This is a genomic window from Mycobacterium sp. pUA109 (assembly GCF_041287095.1).
In the GTDB taxonomy this organism is placed as follows: Bacteria; Actinomycetota; Actinomycetes; order Mycobacteriales; family Mycobacteriaceae; genus Mycobacterium.
Window position 1 is genome coordinate 78296 of the sequence record NZ_JBGGKS010000001.1, and the last position, 21740, is coordinate 100035.

General features: G+C 67.0%; 24 protein-coding genes. 16 read left to right on the top strand and 8 right to left on the bottom strand.

Annotated features, from left to right (window positions below):
• The first annotated feature begins 17 nt into the window (after window positions 1-17).
• Window positions 18-1031: an SDR family oxidoreductase gene (locus tag ACAG26_RS00370; protein WP_370477961.1), complete on the top strand. Its 1014-nt coding sequence runs from the start codon at window positions 18-20 to the stop codon at window positions 1029-1031.
• Between the two features lie 30 nt (window positions 1032-1061).
• On the top strand, window positions 1062-1973 hold the full coding sequence (locus ACAG26_RS00375; RefSeq protein WP_370477964.1) for a cation diffusion facilitator family transporter: 912 nt from the start codon (window positions 1062-1064) through the stop codon (window positions 1971-1973).
• A 23-nt stretch (window positions 1974-1996) separates the two neighbouring features.
• Here ACAG26_RS00375 and ACAG26_RS00380 read toward each other — a convergent pair whose 3' ends face one another.
• The 3 genes from ACAG26_RS00380 to ACAG26_RS00390 form a co-directional block, all read right to left on the bottom strand.
• The gene (locus tag ACAG26_RS00380) at window positions 1997-3796 is read right to left on the bottom strand and encodes a thiamine pyrophosphate-requiring protein (protein WP_370477966.1); all 1800 of its coding nucleotides are present in this window, start codon (window positions 3794-3796) and stop codon (window positions 1997-1999) included.
• A gap of 102 nt (window positions 3797-3898) precedes the next feature.
• Window positions 3899-4576, bottom strand: coding sequence for a UdgX family uracil-DNA binding protein (locus ACAG26_RS00385; protein ID WP_370477969.1), 678 nt, complete (start codon window positions 4574-4576; stop codon window positions 3899-3901).
• 14 nt (window positions 4577-4590) lie between these two features.
• The gene (locus ACAG26_RS00390; RefSeq protein WP_370477971.1) at window positions 4591-5547 is read right to left on the bottom strand and encodes a TIGR03557 family F420-dependent LLM class oxidoreductase; all 957 of its coding nucleotides are present in this window, start codon (window positions 5545-5547) and stop codon (window positions 4591-4593) included.
• Window positions 5548-5642: 95 nt separating this feature from the next.
• Here ACAG26_RS00390 and ACAG26_RS00395 point away from each other — a divergent pair, with 95 nt between their 5' ends.
• Genes ACAG26_RS00395 through hadC form a run of 5 tightly spaced genes read left to right on the top strand, consistent with a single transcriptional unit; the run spans window position 5643 to window position 8184 of the window.
• Window positions 5643-5870 (top strand): hypothetical protein, encoded by a 228-nt coding sequence (locus ACAG26_RS00395; protein ID WP_370477974.1) that lies wholly within the window; start codon window positions 5643-5645, stop codon window positions 5868-5870.
• A gap of 5 nt (window positions 5871-5875) precedes the next feature.
• The gene (locus ACAG26_RS00400) at window positions 5876-6934 is read left to right on the top strand and encodes a hypothetical protein (RefSeq protein ID WP_370477976.1); all 1059 of its coding nucleotides are present in this window, start codon (window positions 5876-5878) and stop codon (window positions 6932-6934) included.
• A complete protein-coding gene (locus ACAG26_RS00405; protein ID WP_370477979.1) occupies window positions 6931-7263 on the top strand; it encodes a hypothetical protein in 333 nt (110 codons plus the stop codon). The genes ACAG26_RS00400 and ACAG26_RS00405 overlap by 4 nt, the downstream gene beginning before the upstream one ends.
• 18 nt (window positions 7264-7281) lie before the next feature.
• Window positions 7282-7632 carry a hypothetical protein gene (locus ACAG26_RS00410; RefSeq protein ID WP_370477981.1) on the top strand — a complete coding sequence of 117 codons (351 nt, stop codon included), beginning with the start codon at window positions 7282-7284 and terminating at the stop codon, window positions 7630-7632.
• Window positions 7633-7680: 48 nt separating this feature from the next.
• Window positions 7681-8184 (top strand): (3R)-hydroxyacyl-ACP dehydratase subunit HadC, encoded by a 504-nt coding sequence (gene hadC, locus ACAG26_RS00415; RefSeq protein WP_370477984.1) that lies wholly within the window; start codon window positions 7681-7683, stop codon window positions 8182-8184.
• A gap of 22 nt (window positions 8185-8206) precedes the next feature.
• Here the strand turns inward: hadC and ACAG26_RS00420 are convergent, their stop codons facing one another.
• A complete protein-coding gene (locus tag ACAG26_RS00420; RefSeq protein ID WP_370478780.1) occupies window positions 8207-8455 on the bottom strand; it encodes a hypothetical protein in 249 nt (82 codons plus the stop codon).
• Between the two features lie 68 nt (window positions 8456-8523).
• Window positions 8524-9099: a type 1 glutamine amidotransferase domain-containing protein gene (locus ACAG26_RS00425; RefSeq protein WP_370477986.1), complete on the bottom strand. Its 576-nt coding sequence runs from the start codon at window positions 9097-9099 to the stop codon at window positions 8524-8526.
• Between the two features lie 231 nt (window positions 9100-9330).
• Here ACAG26_RS00425 and ACAG26_RS00430 point away from each other — a divergent pair, with 231 nt between their 5' ends.
• Window positions 9331-10749, top strand: coding sequence for an HNH endonuclease signature motif containing protein (locus tag ACAG26_RS00430; protein ID WP_370477989.1), 1419 nt, complete (start codon window positions 9331-9333; stop codon window positions 10747-10749).
• 5 nt (window positions 10750-10754) lie between these two features.
• On the opposite strand, the gene ACAG26_RS00435 is transcribed toward ACAG26_RS00430, so the two are convergent.
• The 3 genes from ACAG26_RS00435 to ACAG26_RS00445 are packed head-to-tail and all read right to left on the bottom strand — an operon-like array spanning window position 10755 to window position 13017.
• Entirely contained in the window at window positions 10755-11033 is a 279-nt protein-coding gene (locus ACAG26_RS00435) for a hypothetical protein (protein WP_370477991.1), read from the bottom strand.
• 1 nt (window position 11034) lies between these two features.
• Window positions 11035-12525 (bottom strand): molybdopterin-dependent oxidoreductase, encoded by a 1491-nt coding sequence (locus ACAG26_RS00440; RefSeq protein ID WP_370477993.1) that lies wholly within the window; start codon window positions 12523-12525, stop codon window positions 11035-11037.
• Window positions 12526-12540: 15 nt separating this feature from the next.
• Window positions 12541-13017 carry an oxidoreductase gene (locus tag ACAG26_RS00445; RefSeq protein ID WP_370478782.1) on the bottom strand — a complete coding sequence of 159 codons (477 nt, stop codon included), beginning with the start codon at window positions 13015-13017 and terminating at the stop codon, window positions 12541-12543.
• Between the two features lie 86 nt (window positions 13018-13103).
• Between ACAG26_RS00445 and ACAG26_RS00450 the strand changes: the two genes are divergently transcribed.
• The 8 genes from ACAG26_RS00450 to ACAG26_RS00485 all read left to right on the top strand — a co-directional run bounded on the left by ACAG26_RS00450 (window position 13104) and on the right by ACAG26_RS00485 (window position 21738).
• The gene (locus tag ACAG26_RS00450) at window positions 13104-14216 is read left to right on the top strand and encodes an enolase C-terminal domain-like protein (RefSeq protein WP_370477995.1); all 1113 of its coding nucleotides are present in this window, start codon (window positions 13104-13106) and stop codon (window positions 14214-14216) included.
• Window positions 14217-14524: 308 nt separating this feature from the next.
• Window positions 14525-15127, top strand: coding sequence for a PAS and ANTAR domain-containing protein (locus ACAG26_RS00455; RefSeq protein ID WP_370478784.1), 603 nt, complete (start codon window positions 14525-14527; stop codon window positions 15125-15127).
• A gap of 103 nt (window positions 15128-15230) precedes the next feature.
• Entirely contained in the window at window positions 15231-16070 is an 840-nt protein-coding gene (locus tag ACAG26_RS00460) for an SDR family oxidoreductase (RefSeq protein WP_370477998.1), read from the top strand.
• A gap of 20 nt (window positions 16071-16090) precedes the next feature.
• Complete coding sequence (locus ACAG26_RS00465) at window positions 16091-17614, top strand: FAD-dependent oxidoreductase (protein ID WP_370478002.1); 1524 nt, start codon at window positions 16091-16093, stop codon at window positions 17612-17614.
• Window positions 17615-17683: 69 nt separating this feature from the next.
• Entirely contained in the window at window positions 17684-17932 is a 249-nt protein-coding gene (locus ACAG26_RS00470; RefSeq protein ID WP_370478005.1) for a DUF6480 family protein, read from the top strand.
• Between the two features lie 158 nt (window positions 17933-18090).
• Window positions 18091-19095 (top strand): chemotaxis protein CheB, encoded by a 1005-nt coding sequence (locus tag ACAG26_RS00475; protein WP_370478008.1) that lies wholly within the window; start codon window positions 18091-18093, stop codon window positions 19093-19095.
• Window positions 19088-19846, top strand: coding sequence for an STAS domain-containing protein (locus tag ACAG26_RS00480; RefSeq protein WP_370478011.1), 759 nt, complete (start codon window positions 19088-19090; stop codon window positions 19844-19846). Before ACAG26_RS00475 ends, ACAG26_RS00480 begins: the two co-directional genes overlap by 8 nt.
• A 50-nt stretch (window positions 19847-19896) precedes the next feature.
• A complete protein-coding gene (locus ACAG26_RS00485; protein WP_370478014.1) occupies window positions 19897-21738 on the top strand; it encodes a CheR family methyltransferase in 1842 nt (613 codons plus the stop codon).
• Window positions 21739-21740 lie beyond the last annotated feature (2 nt).

Consider the following 21740-nt stretch of genomic DNA (forward strand, 5'->3'; position numbering starts at 1 on the left):
ACGGGTAGAGAGCCCCTATGGGCAAACCGCAAGTGGTGGTGGTCACCGGTGCGAGCGCGGGAATCGGTCGGGCGGTGGTGCGGCTGCTGGCCCAACGCGGTGCCCGCATCGGCTTGCTGGCCCGTGGCGCCGCCGGCCTGAACGCCGCGGCCGGCGAGGTCCGTGCGGCCGGCGGCGAAGCGCTGCCGATCCCGACCGACGTGGCCGACTACGACCAGGTGGATGCGGCCGCAACTGAGGTGGAGGAACGGTTCGGCCCCATCGATGCCTGGATCAACGTCGCGTTTACGTCGTTGTTTGCGCCGTTCGCGGTGATCGGCCCCGACGAATACCGGCGCGTCACCGATGTGACGTATCTGGGGTTCGTGTACGGCACCATGGCCGCGCTGCAGCGGATGCGCCCGCGCGATGCCGGGGTGATCGTGCAAGTCGGCTCGGCGTTGGGGGTGCGGGCGATCCCGCTGCAATCGGCCTATTGCGGCGCCAAGCACGCGGTCAACGGGTTCACCGAATCGCTGCGGACCGAACTGCTGCACGACAAAAGCAAGGTCCGGATCACGGTGGTGCAGATGCCGGCGGTGAACACCCCGCAGTTCTCCTGGGTGCGTTCCCGGCTGGACCGCCATCCCCAGCCGGTGCCGCCGATCTATCAGCCCGAGGTCGCCGCCCGCGGTGTTCTGCATGCCCTCGACCATCCGCGGCGCAAACAGTACTGGGTCGGTGCCAGCACGGTCGGCACCATTGCGGGTCAGCGGCTGGCGCCGGCGCTGCTGGACCGCTACCTGGCCCGGACCGGGTACGACTCGCAGCAGACCGACCAACCGGTGAGCCCGGATCGGCCCGCCAACCTGTGGGAGCCGGTGGACGGCCGCGCCGACTACGGCGCGCACGGCGTCTTCGATGACCGGTCTCATTCGCGCTCCGCCCAGCTGTGGGCCAGCCGGCATCGGCGCTCGCTGCTGGGCGCTGGCCTGCTGACGACCGTGGCGGTGGCGGCGTCATACCGGGGAGCCCGTCACGCCACGTCCTGAGTGGTGAAGCGCGAGAGGTAGATCCCCTCCATGGCCGACAGCGGCAGCACGCGGGCAATCACCGCGGCGTTGGGCGCGAATGTCGGTATTGCCGTCGCGAAGTTCGTCGGCTACCTGTTAACCGGAAGCTCGGCCATGCTCGGCGAAGCGGTGCACTCGGTCGCCGACGCCGCCAACGAGCTGTTGCTCATGGTCGGCAAACGCCAAGCGCGCCGGCGTCCAGATGCGTTGCATCAGTTCGGTTACGGCAGAAGTCGATATTTCTATTCGTTTGTGGTGGCGTTGCTGCTGTTCACGCTCGGCTCGGCGTTCACCCTGTACGAGGGTTGCCGCAAGATCACCCATCCCGAGCCGTTGTCCACCCCACTGGCTGCCGTGGTGATCCTGGTGGTATCCGCGCTGTTCGAGGGCTACAGTCTGCGCACCGCGCGCACCCAGTCGCGTCCGTTGAAGGGTTCGAGTAGCTGGTGGGGCTTTGTCCGCACCACCCGTACCCCGGAACTGCCCGTCGTGCTGCTGGAGGACAGCGCGGCGCTGATCGGTCTGAGCCTCGCGTTCGGCGGGGTGGCGGTGACCGCGATCACCGGAAACGCGGTGTGGGACGGGGTCGGCACCGTGGGTATCGGTGTGCTGATCGGGGGTGTCGCAACGCTGTTGGTGATCGAGACGCACAGCCTGCTGATCGGCGAAGGCGCTACCCGTGCGCAGTACACGACGATCCGGTCCGCGCTGGAAACGGTCGATCAGGTCGACCGGGTGGTCGATATGCGAACCCAGTACCTGGGCCCGGAGGAACTGCTGGTGGCCGCCAAAGTCGTCTTCGACCCGCGGATGAGAATGGCGACCGTGACCGAGGCGATCGACGCCGCCGAAGTTGAGGTTCGCGCCGCCGTCCCGGCGGTGCGGGTGATTTACCTTCAGCCCGCTGCCGGACGCCGCTGACCGCGTTCTGACCGGCGTATCCGCTAGGTGCGGGCCTTGTGGCGCGGGATGAACTCCTGGATCTTGACCTTAATGCCTTCCTTGATGAGACCGAACGCGTCCTCATCACCCTTGAGCACCGCGGTGGCGGCGCTCTTCATCTGCTCGAAGGTGGCATGCGGCGGCACCGGCGGAATGTTGGGGTCACAATGCACGTCGAGCAGCGTGGGCCGGTCGGCGCTCAGCGCCCGGTCCCACGCCGGGGTGATCTGGGCCGGATCGGTCAGCGTCGCCGACGCCAAGCCCAGGCTGTCGGCGAACTTGGCGTAGTCCACGCTCGGAATAGTCTGCGACTCGGGGAATTTCGGGGCACCCGCCATCGCACGCATCTCCCAGGTCACCTGGTTGAGGTCGTTGTTGTGCAGCACCGCGACGATCAGCCTCGGATCGGCCCATTCCTGCCAGTAGTTCGCGATCGTGATCAGCTCGGCCATCCCGTTCATCTGCATCGCGCCGTCACCGCTGAACACGATCACCGGGCGGTCCGGGTGGGCGAACTTACCGCCGATGCCGTACGGCACGCCGGGGCCCATCGTGGCGAGGTTGCCCGACAACGAGCCACGCATATTGCCGCGAAACTTCAGATTGCGCGCGTACCAGTTCGCCGAGGACCCCGAATCGGCGGTGACGATCACGTCGTCGGGCAGCTTTGGGGACAGTTCGTGGAACAACCGCATGGGGTTGATCGGGTCGGCGGCCACCTCGGCTTCCATCGCCATCGTTTCCCACCAGCGCCGCACATTCTGCTCGACGGTGTCCCGCCAGGAGCGGTCAGACTTGCGTTGAATCAACGGGATCAGCGCGCGCGCCGTGGCCGCCGCGTCACCGACCAGGTTGACCTCGTTGGGGTAGCGCATCCCGATCAGCGCGGGGTCGATATCGATCTGCACGCCGCGGGCCTGGTCGTAGCCGGGCAGGAACTGGGTGTAGGGAAAGCTCGAGCCGATGGTGAGCAGCGTGTCGCAGTCGCGCATCATCTCGTAACTGGGACGGGTGCCCAGCAGCCCGATTCCGCCGGTCACCCACGGCAATTCGTCGGACAGCACGTCCTTGCCCAGCAGCGCCTTGGCCACCCCCGCACCCAGCAGCTCGGCCAGCTCGGTGACTTCCGCGACCGCCCCCTTGGCGCCGCAGCCGATCAGCATGGCAACCCGCTGGCCCGCGTTGAGCACCTCGGCGGCCCGCTGCAGCCCGTCGGGGGCCGGCCCGATGTCGGGCCACTCGAACCCGAGGCTGGACGGCACCATCTTGAACTCGTGCGTCGGCGGCGAATATTCGAGCTCCTGCACATCGGCGGGGATGATGACCGCCGTGACCGTGCGTTTGGTCAGCGCGGTGCGGATGGCGCGGTCCAGCACATTGGGGAGTTGCTCGGGGACCGTCACCATTTGCACGTACTCGCTGGCCACATCCTTGTACAGGCTCATCAGATCGACTTCTTGCTGATACGAGCCACCCATCGCGCTGCGGTTGGTCTGCCCGATGATGGCGAGCACCGGCACCCGGTCGAGCTTGGCGTCGTACAAACCGTTGAGCAGGTGGATCGCGCCCGGGCCCGACGTCGCGGCGCACACCCCGAGCCGACCGCTGAACTTCGCGTAACCGACCGCTTCGAACGCGCACATCTCCTCGTGCCGGGCCTGCACAAACTTCGGCTTGTTGTCGGCGCGTCCCCAGGCGGCCAGCAGACCGTTGATCCCGTCGCCCGCGTAGGCGAAAACCTTGTCGATCTCCCAATCGCGCAGCCGTTCCAATACGAAGTCGGAAACCAAAGCGCTGGCCATTACACACCTCTTTCCACAGCGGGCGGACGTTCAAGGGGGTATTACCCACAACGCGGTGGACTTAGACCAATTGCGTCCAACTCGGCGATACCGTCGCGCCCCTCAAACAGCCCGTCGGGCCACCCGACGGCCGGCGGTGCGCGCGGTATGCAGGTCGGCGACGAACCGCCGGAAAGCTTCCTCGCGCCGCTCGCTGCGGTCACGGACCACCGCCGACGGGTGCACGGTGGCCACCACCACCGGCCGGTGCCGCACCCGCAGCGCAACCTCCGCCGGCAGGTCGAGCACCTCGCCGCGACCGGTGGAGACCCGAAACGCCGTCCCCAGCAAGGCTTGGGCTGCCGTCGCGCCCAAGCACACGATCACCTGCGGCCGCACCGCCTCGATCTCGGCGATGAGCCAGGGCCGGCACGCGACGACCTCGGTGCGGCTGGGCTTCTGGTGGATCCGCCGCTTGGTCTCCTTGCGGGTGAACTTGAAGTGTTTGACGGCGTTGGTCTGATACGTGCGGTCCGGGTCGATACCGGCAGCGTCCAGGGCGCGGGCCAACAGCCGCCCGGCCGGACCCACAAAGGGGTGGCCCTGCCGGTCCTCCTGGTCGCCCGGCTCCTCGCCGACCAGCATCAGCGGCGCGTCGCGGGGCCCTTCCCCGAAGACGGTCTGGGAAGCGTTCTCATACAACGTGCAGCCCCGGCAGCCGCTGGCGGCGTGCCGCAGCGCCCCGAGCGTCCGCGTCTCCGGCAGGTAGCGGCCCGCCCCCGGCACTGTGCTGGTCGCCATCCTCAGACCTCGGCTTACGCGGCGAACTCGGGTGCGACTTCGGACTCCCAGAAGTCGAAGAACCGGTCCTGGTCGGGCCCGATCTGTTGGACGTACACCTCGTCGAAACCGGCGTCGGTGAAGTCGCGGATCCGGTCCAGGTAGCGCTTGGCGTCCGGACCGCACGGCACCGCCTGCTCCACCGCCGACGCCGGGACCAGGCTGGATGCCTGATCGAAATGCGTTGGGGTGGGCAGAATTTGGCCAAGCTCGCCGGGCAGTTGTTCGGTGCACCACAGGTCGTGCGCGGTGCGCACGCCGTCGTCCTTGCTGTCGGCGTAGCACACCTTGAAGCCGGCTTGGGTGGGTTTGTTGGCCCCGCCGCCGTCGCGAAACTGACCGACCAGCTCGGCCGAGGGCATGGTGCACACAAACCCGTCGCCGATCCGCCCGGCCAACTGGGCGGCGGCCGGTCCGTACCCGGAGATGTAGATCGGCGCCGGCTCGGGCGGCAAGGTGTACAGGCGGGCGTTTTCCACCGTGAAGTAGCGCCCGCGGTGGTTGACCTGCTCGCCGGTGAACAGTTCTTTGATCACCGACACCGCTTCCTCGAGCATGCTGCGTCGCACCGCCGAGGTCGGCCAGTGTTGACCGGTGATGTGCTCATTCAGCGCCTCCCCGGTGCCCACGCCCAGCGCGAAGCGGCCGCCGAGCTGGGCGGCGGCCGTCGCGGCCGCTTGGGCGATGATCGCGGGGTGGATCCGCATGATCGGGCAGGTGACGGCGGTGGTGACCGGCAACGAGCAGGCCTGGGACAGCGCCCCGATCACCGACCAGACGAACGGGCTGTGGCCCTGCCGGTCGGTCCAGGGGTGGAAGTGATCGGAAATCCACAGCCGTTGGAACCCGGCGGCCTCGGCCCGAACCGCTTGACGGACCAACTCGTTGGGATGGAATTCCTCGCAGGACAAAAAGTAGCCGAAAGTCGTCATGACCTCGGGCATACCCGGCGTGCGCGCGATTAATCGCCGCGGCCCGCGGGTAGCCCAGGGACGTCCGACAAACACCGCAACCGATGGGAGACGCGATGACCGCAGAAACCGGTCACGTCACCGGAACCAAGGACCGCGACTACGACCTGATCTGGTTCGTCGAGACCTGCCTGGACAACGCACTTCGGATGGACACCTACATCGCCGATGCGGACCGCACCGGCGACACCGCGTTGGCCGACCTGTTCCGGCGCGCCCAAAACGCCAGCCGCAAGGGCGCCGAAGAGGGCAAGTCGCTGCTGACCGAACGGCTGCGCGGCTGACCAGCATGCCGAACCGAAGACGGGAGCCCTGGCTGCGCGGCTGTGCCGCGTTTGCCGCGGCGGCCGCCGTGGGGGCCACCGGCTGTTCGTCGCCCGGCGCCACGCTGGAGCGCTCCCCCGAGGTGGTGGTGACCGCGCTCGACGCGCCGCTGCACGACCCGGTCTGGTCGTATCGCCGACATACCCTGGTGGGCCTCACCGATGATCACCGGGTGGCCGAGGTCGCCAACCCGGCCCGACCGGACGCGGTCCGCACCCGGGTGTCGGCGCCGATGCACGCCGGGCGCAACCTGCAGATCAGCCAGAAGGACGACGCGACGGTGTTCGTGCCGCAGCCCCAGCACGGCACCGTCGCCGTCGTCGACCTGGCCAGCCTGGCTGTCCTGGAGGAATTCGATGCCGGGCCGGCGCCGGCCTACCTCTCCGAGGACGCCGGGCAGCGGGTGCTGCTGGCGTTGGCCGCCGACGGATCGTCGGTGACGCCGGTGGATCAGTACGGCTGGAAGAAACTGCCGACCGCGACGATCGACGGCGCCCCCGCAGAGTTCGTCGACGGCGCCAACCGCGGCCGCGCCATCGACTACCACCTGTACGGGCCGGCGGGGATCCACTACTTCAAGGGGCCGTCGTCGCCGCCCGAGGAGCGCGGCAGCCTGGCGATGGACGTCGTCGCCGCCGCCGGTGACGGCACCAAGGTGACCCGCAGCTACGTCGCCGCCCGCGACCAGGGGGTGCTGTACGCCGTGGATTCGGGCCGGGGCGGGGAGGGCCTGGAGGTGGTGGGCACCGCCCGGTTGCCGTCGACGCCGATCCGGTATCTGGGCACCGATGACACCCGGGTGTACGCGGCCACCGACCACGATGTGGTGGTGTTCGAGGCGGCCAGCGTCACCGGCTACCGGCAGCACACCATCCCGATCATCTCGGTGATCGACTACCGCAGCGGGCTGCCGTCCGGGGCGAAGTCGGCGCCACTGTCCGGAATCGCAATTGGCCCGCACCGGGTGTACCTGACCCTGGCCGGGCAGCCGCATCTGGTCAGCGTGACCAAGCCACGGTTATGAGCGCCGCTCCCGAGCAGAACGAGGCCACGATCAGCATCGACGAGGACGTGGCGGTGCTCACCGAGCAGATCGCTGCGCTCCAACGCCTGGCGGATCAGGTCTCGGTGAGCGACGAGGAGATCTACGACATCAGCATCCGGTGGGGGACGGCGTTGGCCGGGCGGCTGCCGCGGCTGGTCTACTACAGCTCGCTCGGGGCGCTCGGCGATGCCGATCGGCGGCGGTTTCAGCAACTGTGCGACGAACTTTCGGCCCTGACGCCGCTGGTCACCAGGCTGGGGCTGGCTCGCCCCGCCCTGCCGGAGACGCCGAGCGCCTCCGCGGACTGAGCGAAGGGAGAAACACCGATGACACCACACGACGAGTCGTCTCCGTACCAGCCCGACCCCGGCGATGCGGTCAACCCGGATGTCGCCGCGGGCGTCGGCGCCGAGGACGTCGACGAGGAACGGATCGGGCTCGACCCGCTCGAAGACGGGATGGATCCCCCGGAACGCTGGACGGGCAGCGACCGGTTCGGGGTGAGCGCCGATGAGCAACACAACGGCGAAAGCCTGGAGCAGCGGTTGCAGCAGGAGGAGACCGACGTCTGGGTTGACGAACCCCAGCAGCCCGAGCCGGACCTGAGCCGTCAACACGCCGACGAGGCCGGCGGCTCGGTAGCGGAAGCGTGGCGTACACCGGATGCAGATGCCTGATGTCGGCGAAGTCGCCGACGCCACCGCGGTCGCCAGGTTGGGATAGCGGTGGCGTTAAAAACCGATATCCGCGGGATGGTCTGGCAGTACCCAGACCTCTACGTGGCCGGTCGAGAACAGATCCGCGAGTACGCACGTGCCGTCAAATCCGGCGACCCCGCCAGTTTCGACGAGCAGGCCGCCGCCGCCCTGGGGTACCACGCGGTGGTGGCGCCGTTGACCTTCGCTTGCAAGTTCGCCTTTTTGATCCAGCAGGACTTCTTGCGTCACGTCGACATCGGCATGGAAACCTTGCAAATCCTGCATGTCGACCAGAAATTCCTCTACCACCGACCGATCCTCGCCGGTGACGCCCTACGCGGAACGCTCTACATCCACTCCGTCGATGAACGATTCGGCGCCGACATCGTCGTCACCCGCAGCGAATGCACCGACAGCTCGGGAGCTCCGGTCCTCGAGGCATTCACGACAATGATCGGCCAGCAGGTCGACATGTCGGCTCACCTCCGATGGGACCCGGTCTCCGCCCAACACCTGCGAGCACCCGATTGACAGGCTACCGGCCTTTAGCTGGTCACTGCCCGAATTGCAACTGGCGATCGATCAACGATTGGTCCCCCGATTCCCGCGCGCAATGCGCACAGCAATAGACGGCGTCCGCGGTTTCCACGCCGTGGCCCAGAATCCGGCATCCACAGTGTGCGCACCGCGGCGCGACCTCGCTGGCCGCGCACTCGATGCTGTCGAACGTGGCGGTACGACCCTGCCACGTCACGGTGAACGCCTTGTCGTAGTCGTTTCCGCATACTGCACAGATGGTCATAGCCTCGAATTTCCCGGCACCGTCGGCCGGTAAACATCCGCTGTGCGCAGCGGTCGACAGTGAGCCGGTCACCCGGTTGTTTGGACTTGCGACGCCCCGATCTCCTGCACCAGGCCCGAACAAAACGCTGGCAGGTCATCGGGTTTGCGGCTGGACAGCAGTGTCGACGGGCCGGCGTCGCAGCGGACGAACTCCGCGTCGACCCAGTCCCCGCCGGCATTGCGGATGTCGGTCTGCAGACTGGGCCACGACGTGATCCGGCGGCCGGCAAGGACGTCCGCCTCCACCAGCGTCCACGGCCCATGGCAGATCACCGCCACGGGTTTACCCGCATTGAAGAACTCCTTGACGAAGGCCACCGCGCGCGGAGCGGTGCGCAACGCGTCGGGGTTGGCCACCCCGCCGGGCAACACCAGCGCGTCGAAATCGTCGGCGGACACGTCGTCGACGATCCGGTCGACGTCGAACTGGTCTCCGCGATCGAGGTGGTTAAACGCCTGGATGGTCCCGGTATCCGTCGACACCAGCGTCGCTTCCCCGCCGGCGGCGGTGACCGCCTGCCACGGATCGGTGAGCTCCACCTGTTCGGCGCCCTCGGGTGCCACCAGAAACGCGACCTTACGGCCCTGTAGCGGTGTGGACATTGCGTCCCCTTTCTGCGTGCGTCTCGCAGGGGGATACCCGACTATCGGAACAATCTAACCGCTGACGGCGGCGTCGCCGGGCTGACCGGTGCCCGGCTGACCGTAATTGCTATCACCGGCGGTATCAGGTTGCCGCAGTGCGGGTTTGGCGCTCATCCACAGTTGCCGATTCATCCACAAATTGGCCAAACCGAGCTGACATTCGCACATCTGTTCGGTAGGATCAGTGGTATGGCTCACACGGATCAGGTGCTCCTTCCCGCACCAGCGGCACGCGCCCAGATCCGTGCGGACCTCGACCTCATCGACGCCGCCCAGGCCCGGCTACGCGCCGCCGACACCGATCTGGTGGGCAACGCCTTTCGTGTCCAGGTCGCCGAACGCCTCGAAACCCAGGCGCGGGTCAACCGCGGCCTGTCCTACCGCATGTTCGGGGAAATCGCCGACCCACCCGAGGGATTCGAGGACCCCGCGCTGCCCGCCGACAAAAAAATCCGCGACCTGCTGTGGGAGCGGCTGCGCCTCACCAAGGGCGAAATCAACCGCCGTTTCCGCATCGCCGCCCGCGTCCGGCCCCGCCGCAATCTCACCGGGCCCCCGCTGCCCCCGCCGCTGCCCGCCGTCGCCGAAGCCGTTGAACAGGGCCGCCTCGGCGACGACCACCTCGCCGAAATCACCAAAGCCCTCGACCGCCTACCCGCCAACACCAGCCCCACCGACTACACGAACGCCGAGCGCACCCTGGTCGACTACGCCGGCGAACAGGACGCCAATTTCGTCACCGAAATCGGCCACTACATCAACGACTGTCTGAACCCCGACGGAAACTTCACCGACGACGACCGCGCCCGCCGCCGCAGCCTGACCCTGGGCCGGCAAGGCCCCGACGGCATGAGCCGCCTCACCGGCTGCGTGGACCCCGAAACCCGGGCCTACCTCGAAGCCATCTTCGCCGCCGTCCGCCCCGGCCACCACACCCCCGACCCCGAGGACACCGGCGCCCGCGACGTCCGCACCCGCCAGCAGCGCGACCATGACGCCCTCAAACTCGCGCTGCGCCATGCCATCGAATCCGGCAGGCTCGGCACCCACCGCGGCGTGCCGGTCACCGTCATCGCCATGGCCAAACTCGCCGACCTCGAACAAGCCCTCCGCGCCATGACCGATCCCAGCATCCCGATGCCGCCGCCCGCCCGCACCGGCGGCGGCTCCCGGCTGCCCATGCGCGACCTGATCCGGATGGCCGCCAACTCCGTGCACTACCTGGCTGTCTTCGACAACCACTCCGAACGGCCGTTATATCTCGGGCGCAGCCGACGCATCGCCACCCTCGACCACCGCATCATCTGCTACGCCCGCGACCGCGGCTGCACGCGACCCAACTGCACCCAACGCGGGTATCACTGTGAGGTTCACCATTCCGACCCGTGGGCCCGCGGCGGCCGCACCGACGCCGACAAACTCTACTTCGCCTGCGGCGACGACCACGCCGGCGAAACCAACGGCCACTACACCACCATCGTCACCACCGACTACCGCCTGGCCTGGACCGACGGCACCACACCACCCCAAATCAATCACATCCATCACCCCGAGGAACTGCTCGACAACGACAGCGACAAAAAAGACGACGCCGAGGATGACCCCTAGCCGGGCTACAACCTGCGGAACTCGTTTTCGTGCAAGACGACTCCGGTGCGTGGTTGGGCGCAGTCGCGGTTGCGGCAGGTCAGCGCGATCATGTAGGCGTCGGTGTCTTCGTCGAGGAACAGGAACCCGAGATATAGCGCGGCGCCGACATCGAATTCCGCGCCGCCGCAGCTGTCGCAGTGCCCGCCCTTCGCGGCGATCTGGTCGAGAACGCGGTGGCGCTCAGGCGAATCCAGTTCGATGAGTTCGGGGCGAACCATCACCTCGTCGTGCACGCGAGGCATCTCAGATCTCCACGTCCTTGTCGTAGTGAATGTTGTCCTCCCGCCAGCCGCCCAACCCGTGTCCGATGCCGGCGTAATCGTTGACCAACTCGATCTGGTTGATCCATTTCGCCATCTTGAAACCCACCTGGGTCTCCACCCGCAGCCGCAGCGGCGCGCCGTGTTTGATCGGCAGCGGCTGACCGTTCATCTGGTAGGCCAAAATGGTCTGCGGCTTGTAGGCGAGTTCGAGGTCCATCACCTCATAGAACTGGCCGGTCCCGTCCGCGCTGGGCTCGTCGCGGCCGGTGTCCTGCATGGTCAGAAAGCAGATGTAGCGTGCCTGCGGCAGCGGCCGCACCTCCGCCAACAGCCGACTCAGATGAATTCCGCTCCACTCACCGATGCTGCTCCAGCCCTGCACGCAGTTGTGCAGGACACGCTGAGTCTCCGGTTCGCCCAGCGCCCGCAGCGCCGAAAGATCCAGGGTCACCGGGTTTTCCACCAGGCCGCCAACCCGCAGCCGCCAGTCGACGAAGTTGTGCACCGCCATCACCTTGTACTCAGTGGTACACGGTGGTTTGCCGTTGACCCGGTGCTCCGCGGACAGCTTCTCGACCGGGTAGTTCTGCCGGGAGTCCAACGGCCGCAACAGTAATCGCCGCGCCCCGGTGACGACCGCGCCGAGGACGCGGTGCACCTGCACGGGTCGGCGCAGGCTCCACTGAGTGGCGGCCACGTGGATGGCGATCACCGCCCCGATGATCACGAACGACAGCGCCGTCGACCAGTAGATGTTGCGGACCGACCCGAAGATCATCAACGCGGTCAGCTGCCCCCAGCTCCAGAAGAAGATCATCGACAGGTGGATCACGATGAACACCAAGAACGCCACCAAGCCGACGAAATGCAGGCTGCGCGCCCACTGCCGGCCACCCCACAGCCGCACATACCAGGGGAATCGGGCCTCGATCGCCGGTGACTGCGCGGCCCCGGTCAAGATCATGAACGGCGCCAGCAGGAAGATCACCCCCGCGTAGGCCAGTTTCTGCACGGCGTCCAGGGGTTCCCCGGGCAGCAGCGGCGGCAGGTTGAACGTCATATAGGTGACGATGTCGTTCCACGCCTCAGCGAAGATGGACCACGAATACGGCCAGTACCGGTGCCACTGCCCGGTCGCGAATAACAAGATGTAGTAGGACAATCCGACCAGGATCCAGCCGATCACCGAGAAGAAATGCCAGTGCCGCCCCATGCCCAGTTTCTTGTGGCCGGGCAACGCGACCAGCGAGCTGTAGTGCTCCTCTTCATCGAGGGTGTCGTAGATCTTGTCGGTCGGCATCACCTTGGGGGTGAACCGGGCCCACTCGGTGCCCGGCTTGCTGTCCTCGTGCCAGTACAGCTTGGGATGCGTACCGAGGATCTCGATTCCGCTGCGGATGATCAACGTGACGAACAGCAGATTGAGCCAGTGATCCACCCGCAGCCACACCGGATAGTCCAGCGTTGTCATACCCGTGTTCTCCGATCAGTCCCGCCAGTGCTGCCGTTGCGGATAGGCCACATTGATGCCGGACAGCACGGTGGCGTGCACACCGATGAAGGCCGCCGCGAACGCCATCGCGAACGTCCCGGCGGCCACGTCCCAACGGCCGGTCAGCGCCTCGAGGCCCGGCAGTGTCACGAACCGACTGATCAGGTAGATGCCGAGAAAGATCAGGCAGACCAGGCTGCCCAGATACCAGCCCCCGGTCCTCCCCCACGCCGTCGCCGCGGCGGCCGCCAGGCAGCCGGCGGCCAATACCGCCGCGTAGACGGCGAAGTACATCGGTAGCGCCGGTTGGGCGGCCAGCAGGTAGCCGTGCAACGCGACGACGGCCACCAACAGCGTGGCCCCCACTGCGGTCACGGTCCGCGGCAGATTGAAGGCAACCCACCCGTTGAGTGTCAGCACGGGCGACGACCAAAGGCGCCGCCACGATCGGATGACCAATGTGCCCACCAGAGCTAGATACCCCGGCCCAGCTGGCAACAAACGCACCCCGGCCGCGGCCAGGTATACGTGGTGCGCTGGGCGGGTAGTCCGCGACCATGACGATCACCGCCGCCGCACCGGTTCCCGTCGACGCCGTCGAGGCGGCGGCCTACACGATTCCCACCGATGCCCCCGAATCTGACGGCACCCTGGCCTGGGATTCGACCACGCTGGTGCTGGCCACCGTTCGCGCCGGCGAGGCCACCGGGGTCGGCTACACCTATGCGGGTACCGCGGTGGCCGCGGTCATCCGCGACAAGTTGGCCGGCGTCGTCACCGGTCAGGACGCGCTGCAGCCCGCGGCCCGGTGGGCGCAGATGCTGCACGCGGTGCGCAACCTGGGTCGGCCGGGGCTGGCCGCCCAGGCGATCGCCGCGGTCGATATCGCGTTGTGGGACTTGCGGTCCCGGCTGCTCGGTGAGCCGTTGGTGGTGGCGCTGGGCGCGGTCCATGAGAGCACCCCGATCTACGGCAGCGGCGGATTCACCTCGTATGACAACGACGCGCTCCGGTCACAGCTGGGCGGCTGGGTGTCCGCCGGGATCCCCCGCGTCAAAATCAAAGTCGGCCGCCATCCCGACGTCGACACCGCCCGGCTGGGGGCCGCGCGGGCGGCCATCGGCTCGGGCACCGAGCTGTACGTCGACGCCAACGGTGCCTACAACCGCAAGCAGGCACGGCTGTGGGCGCAGCGCTTCACCGACCACGACGTCCGGTGGTTCGAGGAGCCGGTGAGCTCGGATGACCTGGAGGGTCTGCGCCAGCTGTGCGAGCACGGTCCCGCGGGGATGGATATCGCGGCCGGCGAGTACGGCTACGACCTGCCGTACTTTCAGCGGATGTTAGACGCGGGGGCGGTGGACTGCCTGCAGGTCGACGTCACCCGCTGCCTCGGCATCAGCGGTGTGCTGCGGGTGGCCGCGCTGTGCGACGCGCGCAGCATGGATGTGTCGTTGCACTGCGCCCCGCAGATCAGCGCGCACGTCGGCGCCGCGGTGTGGCACCTGCGGCACCTGGAGTACTTCCATGACCACGTTCGGATCGAGGGCATGGCGTTCGACGGCGTTCTTGATCCGCAGCCCGGCGGGGTGCTGCGCCCGGACCGCAGCGCGCCGGGCCACGGGTTGACCGTCAAGCGCGCCGATCTCGACCGGTTCCGGGTGAGCTAACGGGCAATTTACTCACTTCCGCTTGTTAAAACGCAGCAGCCCGGATGCTGTGCTTTACTTATCAGTGGTTAACGGCAGGCTCGGGCGTTCAGCAGCAAGCGCCGGTCTGGTAGGCCGCTTCCGGCATGACCCCGACAACGTCGATGTCAGGGTGTACCCGCTTGGCATCGTCAGACGATGGTGTTAACCGCTAGCTAACTGAATCCACGAAAGTCTCTGGGCGCGAGAAGGCGGGTACGCGGGTGGTCGGGGATGTCGATGCTCGATTCGCCGGGCAAACCGGTGACGACGCCGCGGGCCACAGCGGCCTGGATCTGGTCGTCGGCCAGGGTGAGCCGCAACGGGTCGGCCGGTTCCGCTTCTTTCTCGACGGTCAGCGCTGGGAGTGGTCGGACGCGGTAGCCCGCATGCACGGCTACCAGCCAGGAGCGGTGCAACCCACCACCGAGTTGTTGCTGCAGCACAAACACCCCGAGGACCGGCCCCAGGTGGCGGCCGTGTTGGACCGGGTACGGCAGGGCGAACCGTTCAGCAGCCGACACCGCATCATCGACACCAACGGCCGCACCCACTGGGTGATCGTGGTGGGTGACCGCATGCTCGATGACGCCGGCACGGTGATCGGCACCGCCGGCTTTTACACCGATGTCACCGACGTCTTACAGTCCGACGTCAGCACTGCCGTCTCCGACGCCGCCGAATCCCGGGCGGTCATCGAACAGGCCAAGGGTGTGCTGATGGTCGCCTACAGCATCTCCGCCGACCGGGCCTTCGACATCCTGGTGTGGCGCTCCCAGGAGACCAACGTCAAGGTTCGCGACCTGGCCGCCCGTTTCCTGTCCGCCCTGTCCGGCAAATTGCCGGCCAATGTGCTCTCCGACATCGACCACACCCTGCTCACCCTGGAATAAGGATTACCTGCCCCCTGCTTCGGGTACGCGCTGCATAGCGATGCAGGCATGGCCCGGCGGCCGGTCCGCAGCCCCAGCCGCCGCGTGAATCAAGGAGCAGCCCATGGGTTTTCCGAAGCAACAGCAAACCCCGCCCGGTGTTCAGGGACACATGCAGCCCGTTCCGGACTGCGGGGAAACCAGCTACCGCGGCACCGGAAAGCTGGCTGGCAAGCGCGCGGTGGTCACCGGCGGCGACAGCGGCATCGGTCGCGCCGTCGCGATCGCGTTTGCGCGGGAAGGCGCCGACGTCCTCGTCTCCTACCTCGACGAGGATGACGACGCTCGCGAGGTGGCCCGCTACGTCGAGGAAGCCGGCCGCAAATGCGTGCTGGTGCGCGGTGACCTGTCCAAGCCGGAGCACTGCCGCGCGGTGGTCGACCGGGCCGCGCAGGAGTTCGGCGGCATTGACGTGCTGGTCAACAACGCGGCCTTCCAGATGACGCATCACAGCCTCGAGGAGATCAGCGACGAGGAATGGGACTACACCTTCAACCTCAACATCGGGGCATACTTCTATCTGGTTAAGGCGGCGCTGCCGCACATGGGCGCCGGCGCATCGATCATCGGCAGTTCCTCGGTCAACTCCGATGCCCCCAATCCGACGCTAGCGCCCTATGCGGCCACCAAGGCGGCGATCGCGAACTTCTCGGCAAGCCTGGCTCAGCTGCTCGGCGACAAGGGAATCCGGGTCAACAGCGTGGCGCCGGGCCCGATCTGGACCCCGTTGATTCCGTCCACGCTGCCGCCGGACGGGGTGGCCTCGTTTGGCGACAATGTGCCGTTGGGGCGGGCCGGTCAGCCGGCCGAGTTGGCATCGACCTATGTGCTGTTGGCCTCCGACGACGCCAGCTACATCTCCGGGGCGCGGGTGGCCGTCACCGGCGGCCGGCCGATCCTGTGAGACCAGTGACCAGCCCAATCATGACTTCTCTGTGGCAGGACGGCCGGGCGGAAACGCCGCCAGCCTCGAACACCCTGGACGACGGGCGGTTAACCCCCGAAGTCATCGTGGCGGGAGCCGGGATCGTCGGGCTGATGACGGCCGTCCTGCTGGCCCGCGCCGGAAAAGAAGTGCTGGTGCTGGAAGCCCGCACCGTCGGCGCCTGTGCGACCGGCAACACCACCGGCAAGATCAGCCTGCTGCAGGCCAGCCACCTGTCCAAGATCGTGAGCAAGCACGGCGTGCGCGTAGCACGCGCCTATGCGGCCGGGAACCGGGAAGGCCAGCAGTGGCTGCTGCAGTACTGCGCGGAACGTGGTGTGGCGGTGCAACGCGAAGACGCCTACACCTACGCCCAATCCGCTACGGGCGTCGGGACGGCCCGGGCCGAGCTGGAGGCGTGCCAGGCGGTCGGGCTGGCCGCGGAGTGGCACGCCGAGGCCAACGTGCCCTTTCCCTACCACGGCGGCGTTCGGCTGCCGGACCAGGCCCAGTTCGACCCGATGAGGTTTCTGGACGCGTTGCTGGCCGAGCTGCTCGAGCGCGGCGGACGGCTGGTCGAGCACACCCGCGTGCGGCGGGTGTCCGGTGACAGCAAGGGCCTGCGGGTGCACGCCACCGACACCGCGGGGCACGAGATCACCGTGCACACTAGGCAGCTGGTGCTCGCCACCGGCATCCCGGTCCTGGACCGGGGCGGTTATTTCGCGCGGGTGAAACCCAACCGGTCCTACTGTTTGGCCTTCGACGTGCCCGGCGACATCACCCGAGCGATGATGATCTCCGCCGATTCACCGACCCGCTCGGTGCGCTACGCACCGTTCGGCGCGGGCGAGCGGCTGATCGTCGGCGGGGCCGGCCACACCGTGGGACGCGAGCCGCACCCGTCCGGGGCGTTGCAGGAGTTGTCGTCGTGGACGCGCACCCATTACCCCGGCGCGGTGCAGACCCACTTCTGGTCGGCGCAAGACTATGCCCCGATCGACGAACTGCCCTACGTCGGCTCTATCCTGCCGAACAACGACCAAGTCTTCGTCGCAACGGGTTTCAACAAATGGGGGATGACCAACGGCGCAGCCGCCGCGTTGGCATTGTCCAGTCGAATGCTGGGCGGGCGGATGGACTGGGCTGGCGCGTTCGCCAGCTGGAGTCCACACGAGGTGTCCGGGCTGCCCACCGCGGCGCAGGCCAATCTGGAGGTCGGCATCAACTTGGCCAAGGGCTGGATCACCCCCGCGCTGCGCACCGGCCGCGCCAACCCCGGCGATGACGGGGCGGGCGTGGTCAGTGGGCCGCCGTGGCATTTGCAGGCGCGGTGCCGGGTCGACGGTGCCGAGCACCGGGTGTCGCCGGTGTGCCCGCACCTTGGTGGCATCGTGAACTGGAACGATGCTGACCAGGCGTGGGAGTGCCCGCTCCACGGGTCGCGGTTCGCACCGGACGGGACGCTGCTGGAAGGGCCGGCCACCGACGGTCTGACCGCCGAACGCGGTTCTGGGGTGTGAAAGCAACGGGATCGGGTACGCGGAGTTCAACGGATTTGGCAGATACGCGATGAAGGACTCGCAGCAACCATGACCGCCTCACCCCCGGATCCCGATCCGGCGCAGACGCCCGACCTCGAGCCAGGCGGTGGCGTCGCGCCCGGCGCCACTCCCCCCGACTCGGCACAAACGTCGGGACTCTCGGAACCCGAACCCCGCCCCCGTGGCCGGCTCACGCCCACCACGGTCGCCGCTCTGATTGCCATTTCCGTCTTCGCACTCGTTTTCCTGGCAACGGCAGTGTTGCTGGTACTGCACCTATCCGGAGCGTTCGGCTAACGCACAGGGCCGAAAACACCACCGCACGCATCCCAAACATCGCGGTCACGCCCTGTCGGGTCACGGCGAAGAAGACTAGGCTGGGGAAATGTCCCAGAGGTCTCGGGACAGGTTGCCTGCGTACGCCGGTGGGTAATCACCAGAAGGTGGCGAGCGTAATGGCAGACGAAAACAACGCCCTCAACGTGGTCGCGGTCGGTGCCTCTGCCGGTGGGGTTGAAGCGCTCACCAGCTTTGCCGCCGGGCTGCCACCCGATTTGCCGTGCGCAATCCTGGTCGCCTTGCATATGCCGGCCGGTGCGCCCAGTGTGCTGGCCCGCATCATGGACCGCAACGGTCCACTTCCGGCGGTTACCGCCACACCGGGAAGGCGGCTAGAGCATGGCACCATCCATGTCTCGGTCCCCAACCACCATTTGCTGGTACACGACGGCCAGGTCGTCCTCTCTGAGGGGCCGACCGAGAACGGGCACCGACCGGCCATCAACGCGTTGTTTCGATCGGTGGCCTTAGCCCACGGCCAACGCGCGGTCGGCGTGCTGCTCTCCGGTGTGCTCGACGACGGGGTGCTGGGATCGGCCGCCATTCGGTCCCGCGGCGGCACCACGGTCGCTCAGGCACCCACGGATGCGTTGTTCCCGGCAATGCCACAGAACGCCATCGACGCCGAGGTGATCGACCACCAAGCGCCCGCAAGTCAGATGGGCGGTCTGCTCAAAGAGTTGACCGCCCGAGTGTTCAAGGAACATGAGATGGAACCCGACTCGCGCATGGAGCTGGAAAACCGCATCGCCATGGCGCGGCGGTTCTCAACGGAGTTTGATACCGAGGCGCTGGGGCCGCCGTCCGGCTATACCTGCCCGGACTGCAACGGCGCGCTGATCGCCGTGAGCGACGGCAACTACCGCTGTCACGTCGGTCACGCCTGGACCGCCGACGCGTTGCTGCGCGCCCGCGACGAGGAGGTCGAAGGGGCGCTGTGGGTCGCGGTGCGGAGCTTGCAAGAGAAAGCCAAACTGTCCCGCCGGCTGGCCGATGAAGTCGCGCCCGGGATGTTGAGCGAGCGCTACCATGCGCTCGCCGATGAAGCCGAGCATGCGATGTCGGTGCTGGGCAAGCGACTGGCGGTGGCGTACGGAAAGCAGGACCACCACCGTGACTAGGCCTGCTAGCCACCTGACGGTGTCCGCGGACACCGCCGGCCCAACGTGTCTGCTCACGGTGAACGGTGTGCTGGATAGCACCACCTATCTGCGATTGCGCGACGCCATCATCAAGGCCGCGCTGGACGAGCCGCCCGCTGTGCTCGTTGATATCGCCGCGCTGAAGGTCCCAGCGCTGTCCGCGTTGTCGGTGTTCACCAGCGCGCGCTGGCATGTCAGCACGTGGCCCGACATTCCGATCATCTTGGTGTGCCCGCCTAGTGCGGTATCCGACGCCATCGCCCGCAACGGTATCGCCCGCTATGTGCCAGTATTTCCGACGGTGCACGCCGCGCTGCAAGGCGTGGCAACGGGTGCTGCACCGGGGCGCCGCCGAGCGCGCGCGGAGTTGCCCCCCACGCTCAGCAGCCTGCGCCGTTCCCGCGAGCTGGTGGCCGAGTGGCTGCAGGCCTGGTCCGACGACCACCTGATCCCGGTGGCGAAGGTGATCGTCGACGTATTGGTGGAGAATGTGTTACACCACACCGACAGTTCACCGGTGGTGGTGGCGGAGACCGCCGGCTCGACGGTCACCATCGCCGTCCAGGACGCCAGTTCGACCGCGGCGGTACGCCGCGAGGTTCCCGCCGGCGGTGTCGCGCACGCATCCGGATTGGCGGTCGTCGCAGCGCTGTCATGCGCCTGGGGTAGCACCCCCACGCCGACCGGAAAGACCGTGTGGGCGGTCATCGGCCCGGAAAGCCCGCTTTAACCGGCGAGTAGTGTTTCGGTTCGCGACGTGTTGCCAGCGGACGGGACCAAATGGACGCGAAAATAGATGAATCATTCGAGGCCCTGTTGCGGTACATGCGGGACTCGCGGGGTTTCGATTTCACCGGTTACAAGCGCGCGTCGCTGATGCGGCGGGTGCGGCACCGGATGAGCCAGGCCGGCTACGAGACCTTCGAGCAGTATCTGGACGTACTCCAGGCTAGTTCGGATGAATTCTCGGCGCTGTTCAACACGATCCTGATCAACGTCACCGCGTTCTTCCGCGACCCCGAGTCCTGGGAGTACATCAGAACGGATGTCATCCCACGGATACTGGCCGACCGTGGCCCCGACGATCCGATCCGGGTGTGGAGCGCAGGCTGTGCATCCGGACAGGAGGCCTATACGCTGGCCATCCTGCTGGCCGAAGCACTCGGCGCGGACAGGTTTCGGCAGCGGGTGAAGATCTATGCCACCGACGTCGACGAGGACGCACTCACCGAGGCTCGTGCCGCCACCTACGACGCCAAAGCACTGGAGACGGTGCCGCCCGATTACCTGGACCTTTACTTCGACCAGCTCAACGGCCGATACGTATTTCACAAAGATCTGCGCCGCGGGGTGATCTTCGGCCGCAACGACCTGGTCAAAGACGCACCGATCTCGCGGGTGGATCTGTTGGTGTGCCGCAACACCCTGATGTACATGAACGCGGAAACGCAGCGAAACGTACTGGGCCGCTTGCACTTTGCTCTTGCCGGGCAAGGAACATTATTCCTCGGCCATGCCGAGATGTTGTTGAGCCACAGCGACCAGTTCACGCCGTTGAGCCTCAAACACCGGATCTTCCGCAAAGCGGCCGGCTCACACAGCGGTCTGGACCGCTACGACCCGGCAGCATCCATGTACGACCGGCATGGGGAGGTGCCCGGGTTGATGACGGTGCGTGAGATGGCATTTCGGGCCAGCCCGGTCGCCCAGATCGTTGTGACCGGTGAGGACACCGTCGCGATGATCAACCAACAGGCCGAAACCATGTTCGGGCTGTCGGCCCGCGACATCGGCCGCTTACTGCGCGACCTGGAGGTCTCCTACCGGCCAGTGGAATTACGCGCCTACCTCGAACAAGCCAAGGTGGAACGCCGCTCCGCCCGGATCCAAGACGTCAGCTGGCAGCGCCCCGGCGCGGAAACCGTCTGGTTCGAGATCCACGTCAACCCGCTGGTCGACGCGGAGAACGGATTGTTGGGCGTCTCGATCGTATTCTTCGACGTCACCGCCACCCGGGCGCTGCTGGACAAGGTGGTCCAAACCAATCGGCAACTCGAAGCGGCCTACGAGGAACTCCAGTCCACCAACGAAGAGCTGGAAACCACTAACGAGGAACTCCAGTCGACGGTGGAGGAACTCGAGACCACCAACGAAGAACTGCAGTCCACCAACGAAGAGCTCGAGACCATGAACGAGGAGCTGCAATCGACCAACGACGAACTGCACACCATCAACGACACCTTGCGGGAGCGCAGCGTCGAACTCGACGACGCACGCACTTTCCTCGATTCACTGGTCAACTCCGTGTACCTGGGCATGGTCGTGGTCGACCGGGAGATGCGGGTGGTGGTGTGGAACCGCGGCTGCGAGGAGCTGTGGGGTCTGCGCTCCGACGAGACGGTGGGCACCGTCTTGACCACGCTGGACATCGGGCTGCCGATGGACAATGTCCGACCGCTGATCGGCAACGCATTCGTCGACCCAGAAAACCCGGGTGAGGCGCTCGTCGAGGCGGTCAACCGGCGGGGCCGGCCCACCAAGGTCCGGGTGACCTGCACCGGCTTTCAGCCGCCCGCCGAGGGCGGGGTGCAAGGGGCGCTGCTGTTGATGGAGGCCCAGTAGTA

Coding starts and splice junctions, on each gene's coding strand:
- ACAG26_RS00435 (WP_370477991.1), bottom strand. CDS start 11,033: ATGCCTCGCGTGCACGACGAGGTGATGGTTCGCCCCGAACTCATCGAA.
- ACAG26_RS00405 (WP_370477979.1), top strand. CDS start 6,931: ATGAGCGCCGCTCCCGAGCAGAACGAGGCCACGATCAGCATCGACGAG.
- ACAG26_RS00460 (WP_370477998.1), top strand. CDS start 15,231: ATGGGTTTTCCGAAGCAACAGCAAACCCCGCCCGGTGTTCAGGGACAC.
- ACAG26_RS00425 (WP_370477986.1), bottom strand. CDS start 9,099: ATGTCCACACCGCTACAGGGCCGTAAGGTCGCGTTTCTGGTGGCACCC.
- ACAG26_RS00475 (WP_370478008.1), top strand. CDS start 18,091: ATGGCAGACGAAAACAACGCCCTCAACGTGGTCGCGGTCGGTGCCTCT.
- ACAG26_RS00470 (WP_370478005.1), top strand. CDS start 17,684: ATGACCGCCTCACCCCCGGATCCCGATCCGGCGCAGACGCCCGACCTC.
- ACAG26_RS00370 (WP_370477961.1), top strand. CDS start 18: ATGGGCAAACCGCAAGTGGTGGTGGTCACCGGTGCGAGCGCGGGAATC.
- ACAG26_RS00375 (WP_370477964.1), top strand. CDS start 1,062: ATGGCCGACAGCGGCAGCACGCGGGCAATCACCGCGGCGTTGGGCGCG.
- ACAG26_RS00450 (WP_370477995.1), top strand. CDS start 13,104: ATGACGATCACCGCCGCCGCACCGGTTCCCGTCGACGCCGTCGAGGCG.
- ACAG26_RS00430 (WP_370477989.1), top strand. CDS start 9,331: ATGGCTCACACGGATCAGGTGCTCCTTCCCGCACCAGCGGCACGCGCC.
- ACAG26_RS00485 (WP_370478014.1), top strand. CDS start 19,897: ATGGACGCGAAAATAGATGAATCATTCGAGGCCCTGTTGCGGTACATG.
- ACAG26_RS00390 (WP_370477971.1), bottom strand. CDS start 5,547: ATGACGACTTTCGGCTACTTTTTGTCCTGCGAGGAATTCCATCCCAAC.
- ACAG26_RS00385 (WP_370477969.1), bottom strand. CDS start 4,576: ATGGCGACCAGCACAGTGCCGGGGGCGGGCCGCTACCTGCCGGAGACG.
- ACAG26_RS00465 (WP_370478002.1), top strand. CDS start 16,091: ATGACTTCTCTGTGGCAGGACGGCCGGGCGGAAACGCCGCCAGCCTCG.
- ACAG26_RS00400 (WP_370477976.1), top strand. CDS start 5,876: ATGCCGAACCGAAGACGGGAGCCCTGGCTGCGCGGCTGTGCCGCGTTT.
- ACAG26_RS00395 (WP_370477974.1), top strand. CDS start 5,643: ATGACCGCAGAAACCGGTCACGTCACCGGAACCAAGGACCGCGACTAC.
- ACAG26_RS00410 (WP_370477981.1), top strand. CDS start 7,282: ATGACACCACACGACGAGTCGTCTCCGTACCAGCCCGACCCCGGCGAT.
- ACAG26_RS00420 (WP_370478780.1), bottom strand. CDS start 8,455: ATGACCATCTGTGCAGTATGCGGAAACGACTACGACAAGGCGTTCACC.
- ACAG26_RS00440 (WP_370477993.1), bottom strand. CDS start 12,525: ATGACAACGCTGGACTATCCGGTGTGGCTGCGGGTGGATCACTGGCTC.
- ACAG26_RS00380 (WP_370477966.1), bottom strand. CDS start 3,796: ATGGCCAGCGCTTTGGTTTCCGACTTCGTATTGGAACGGCTGCGCGAT.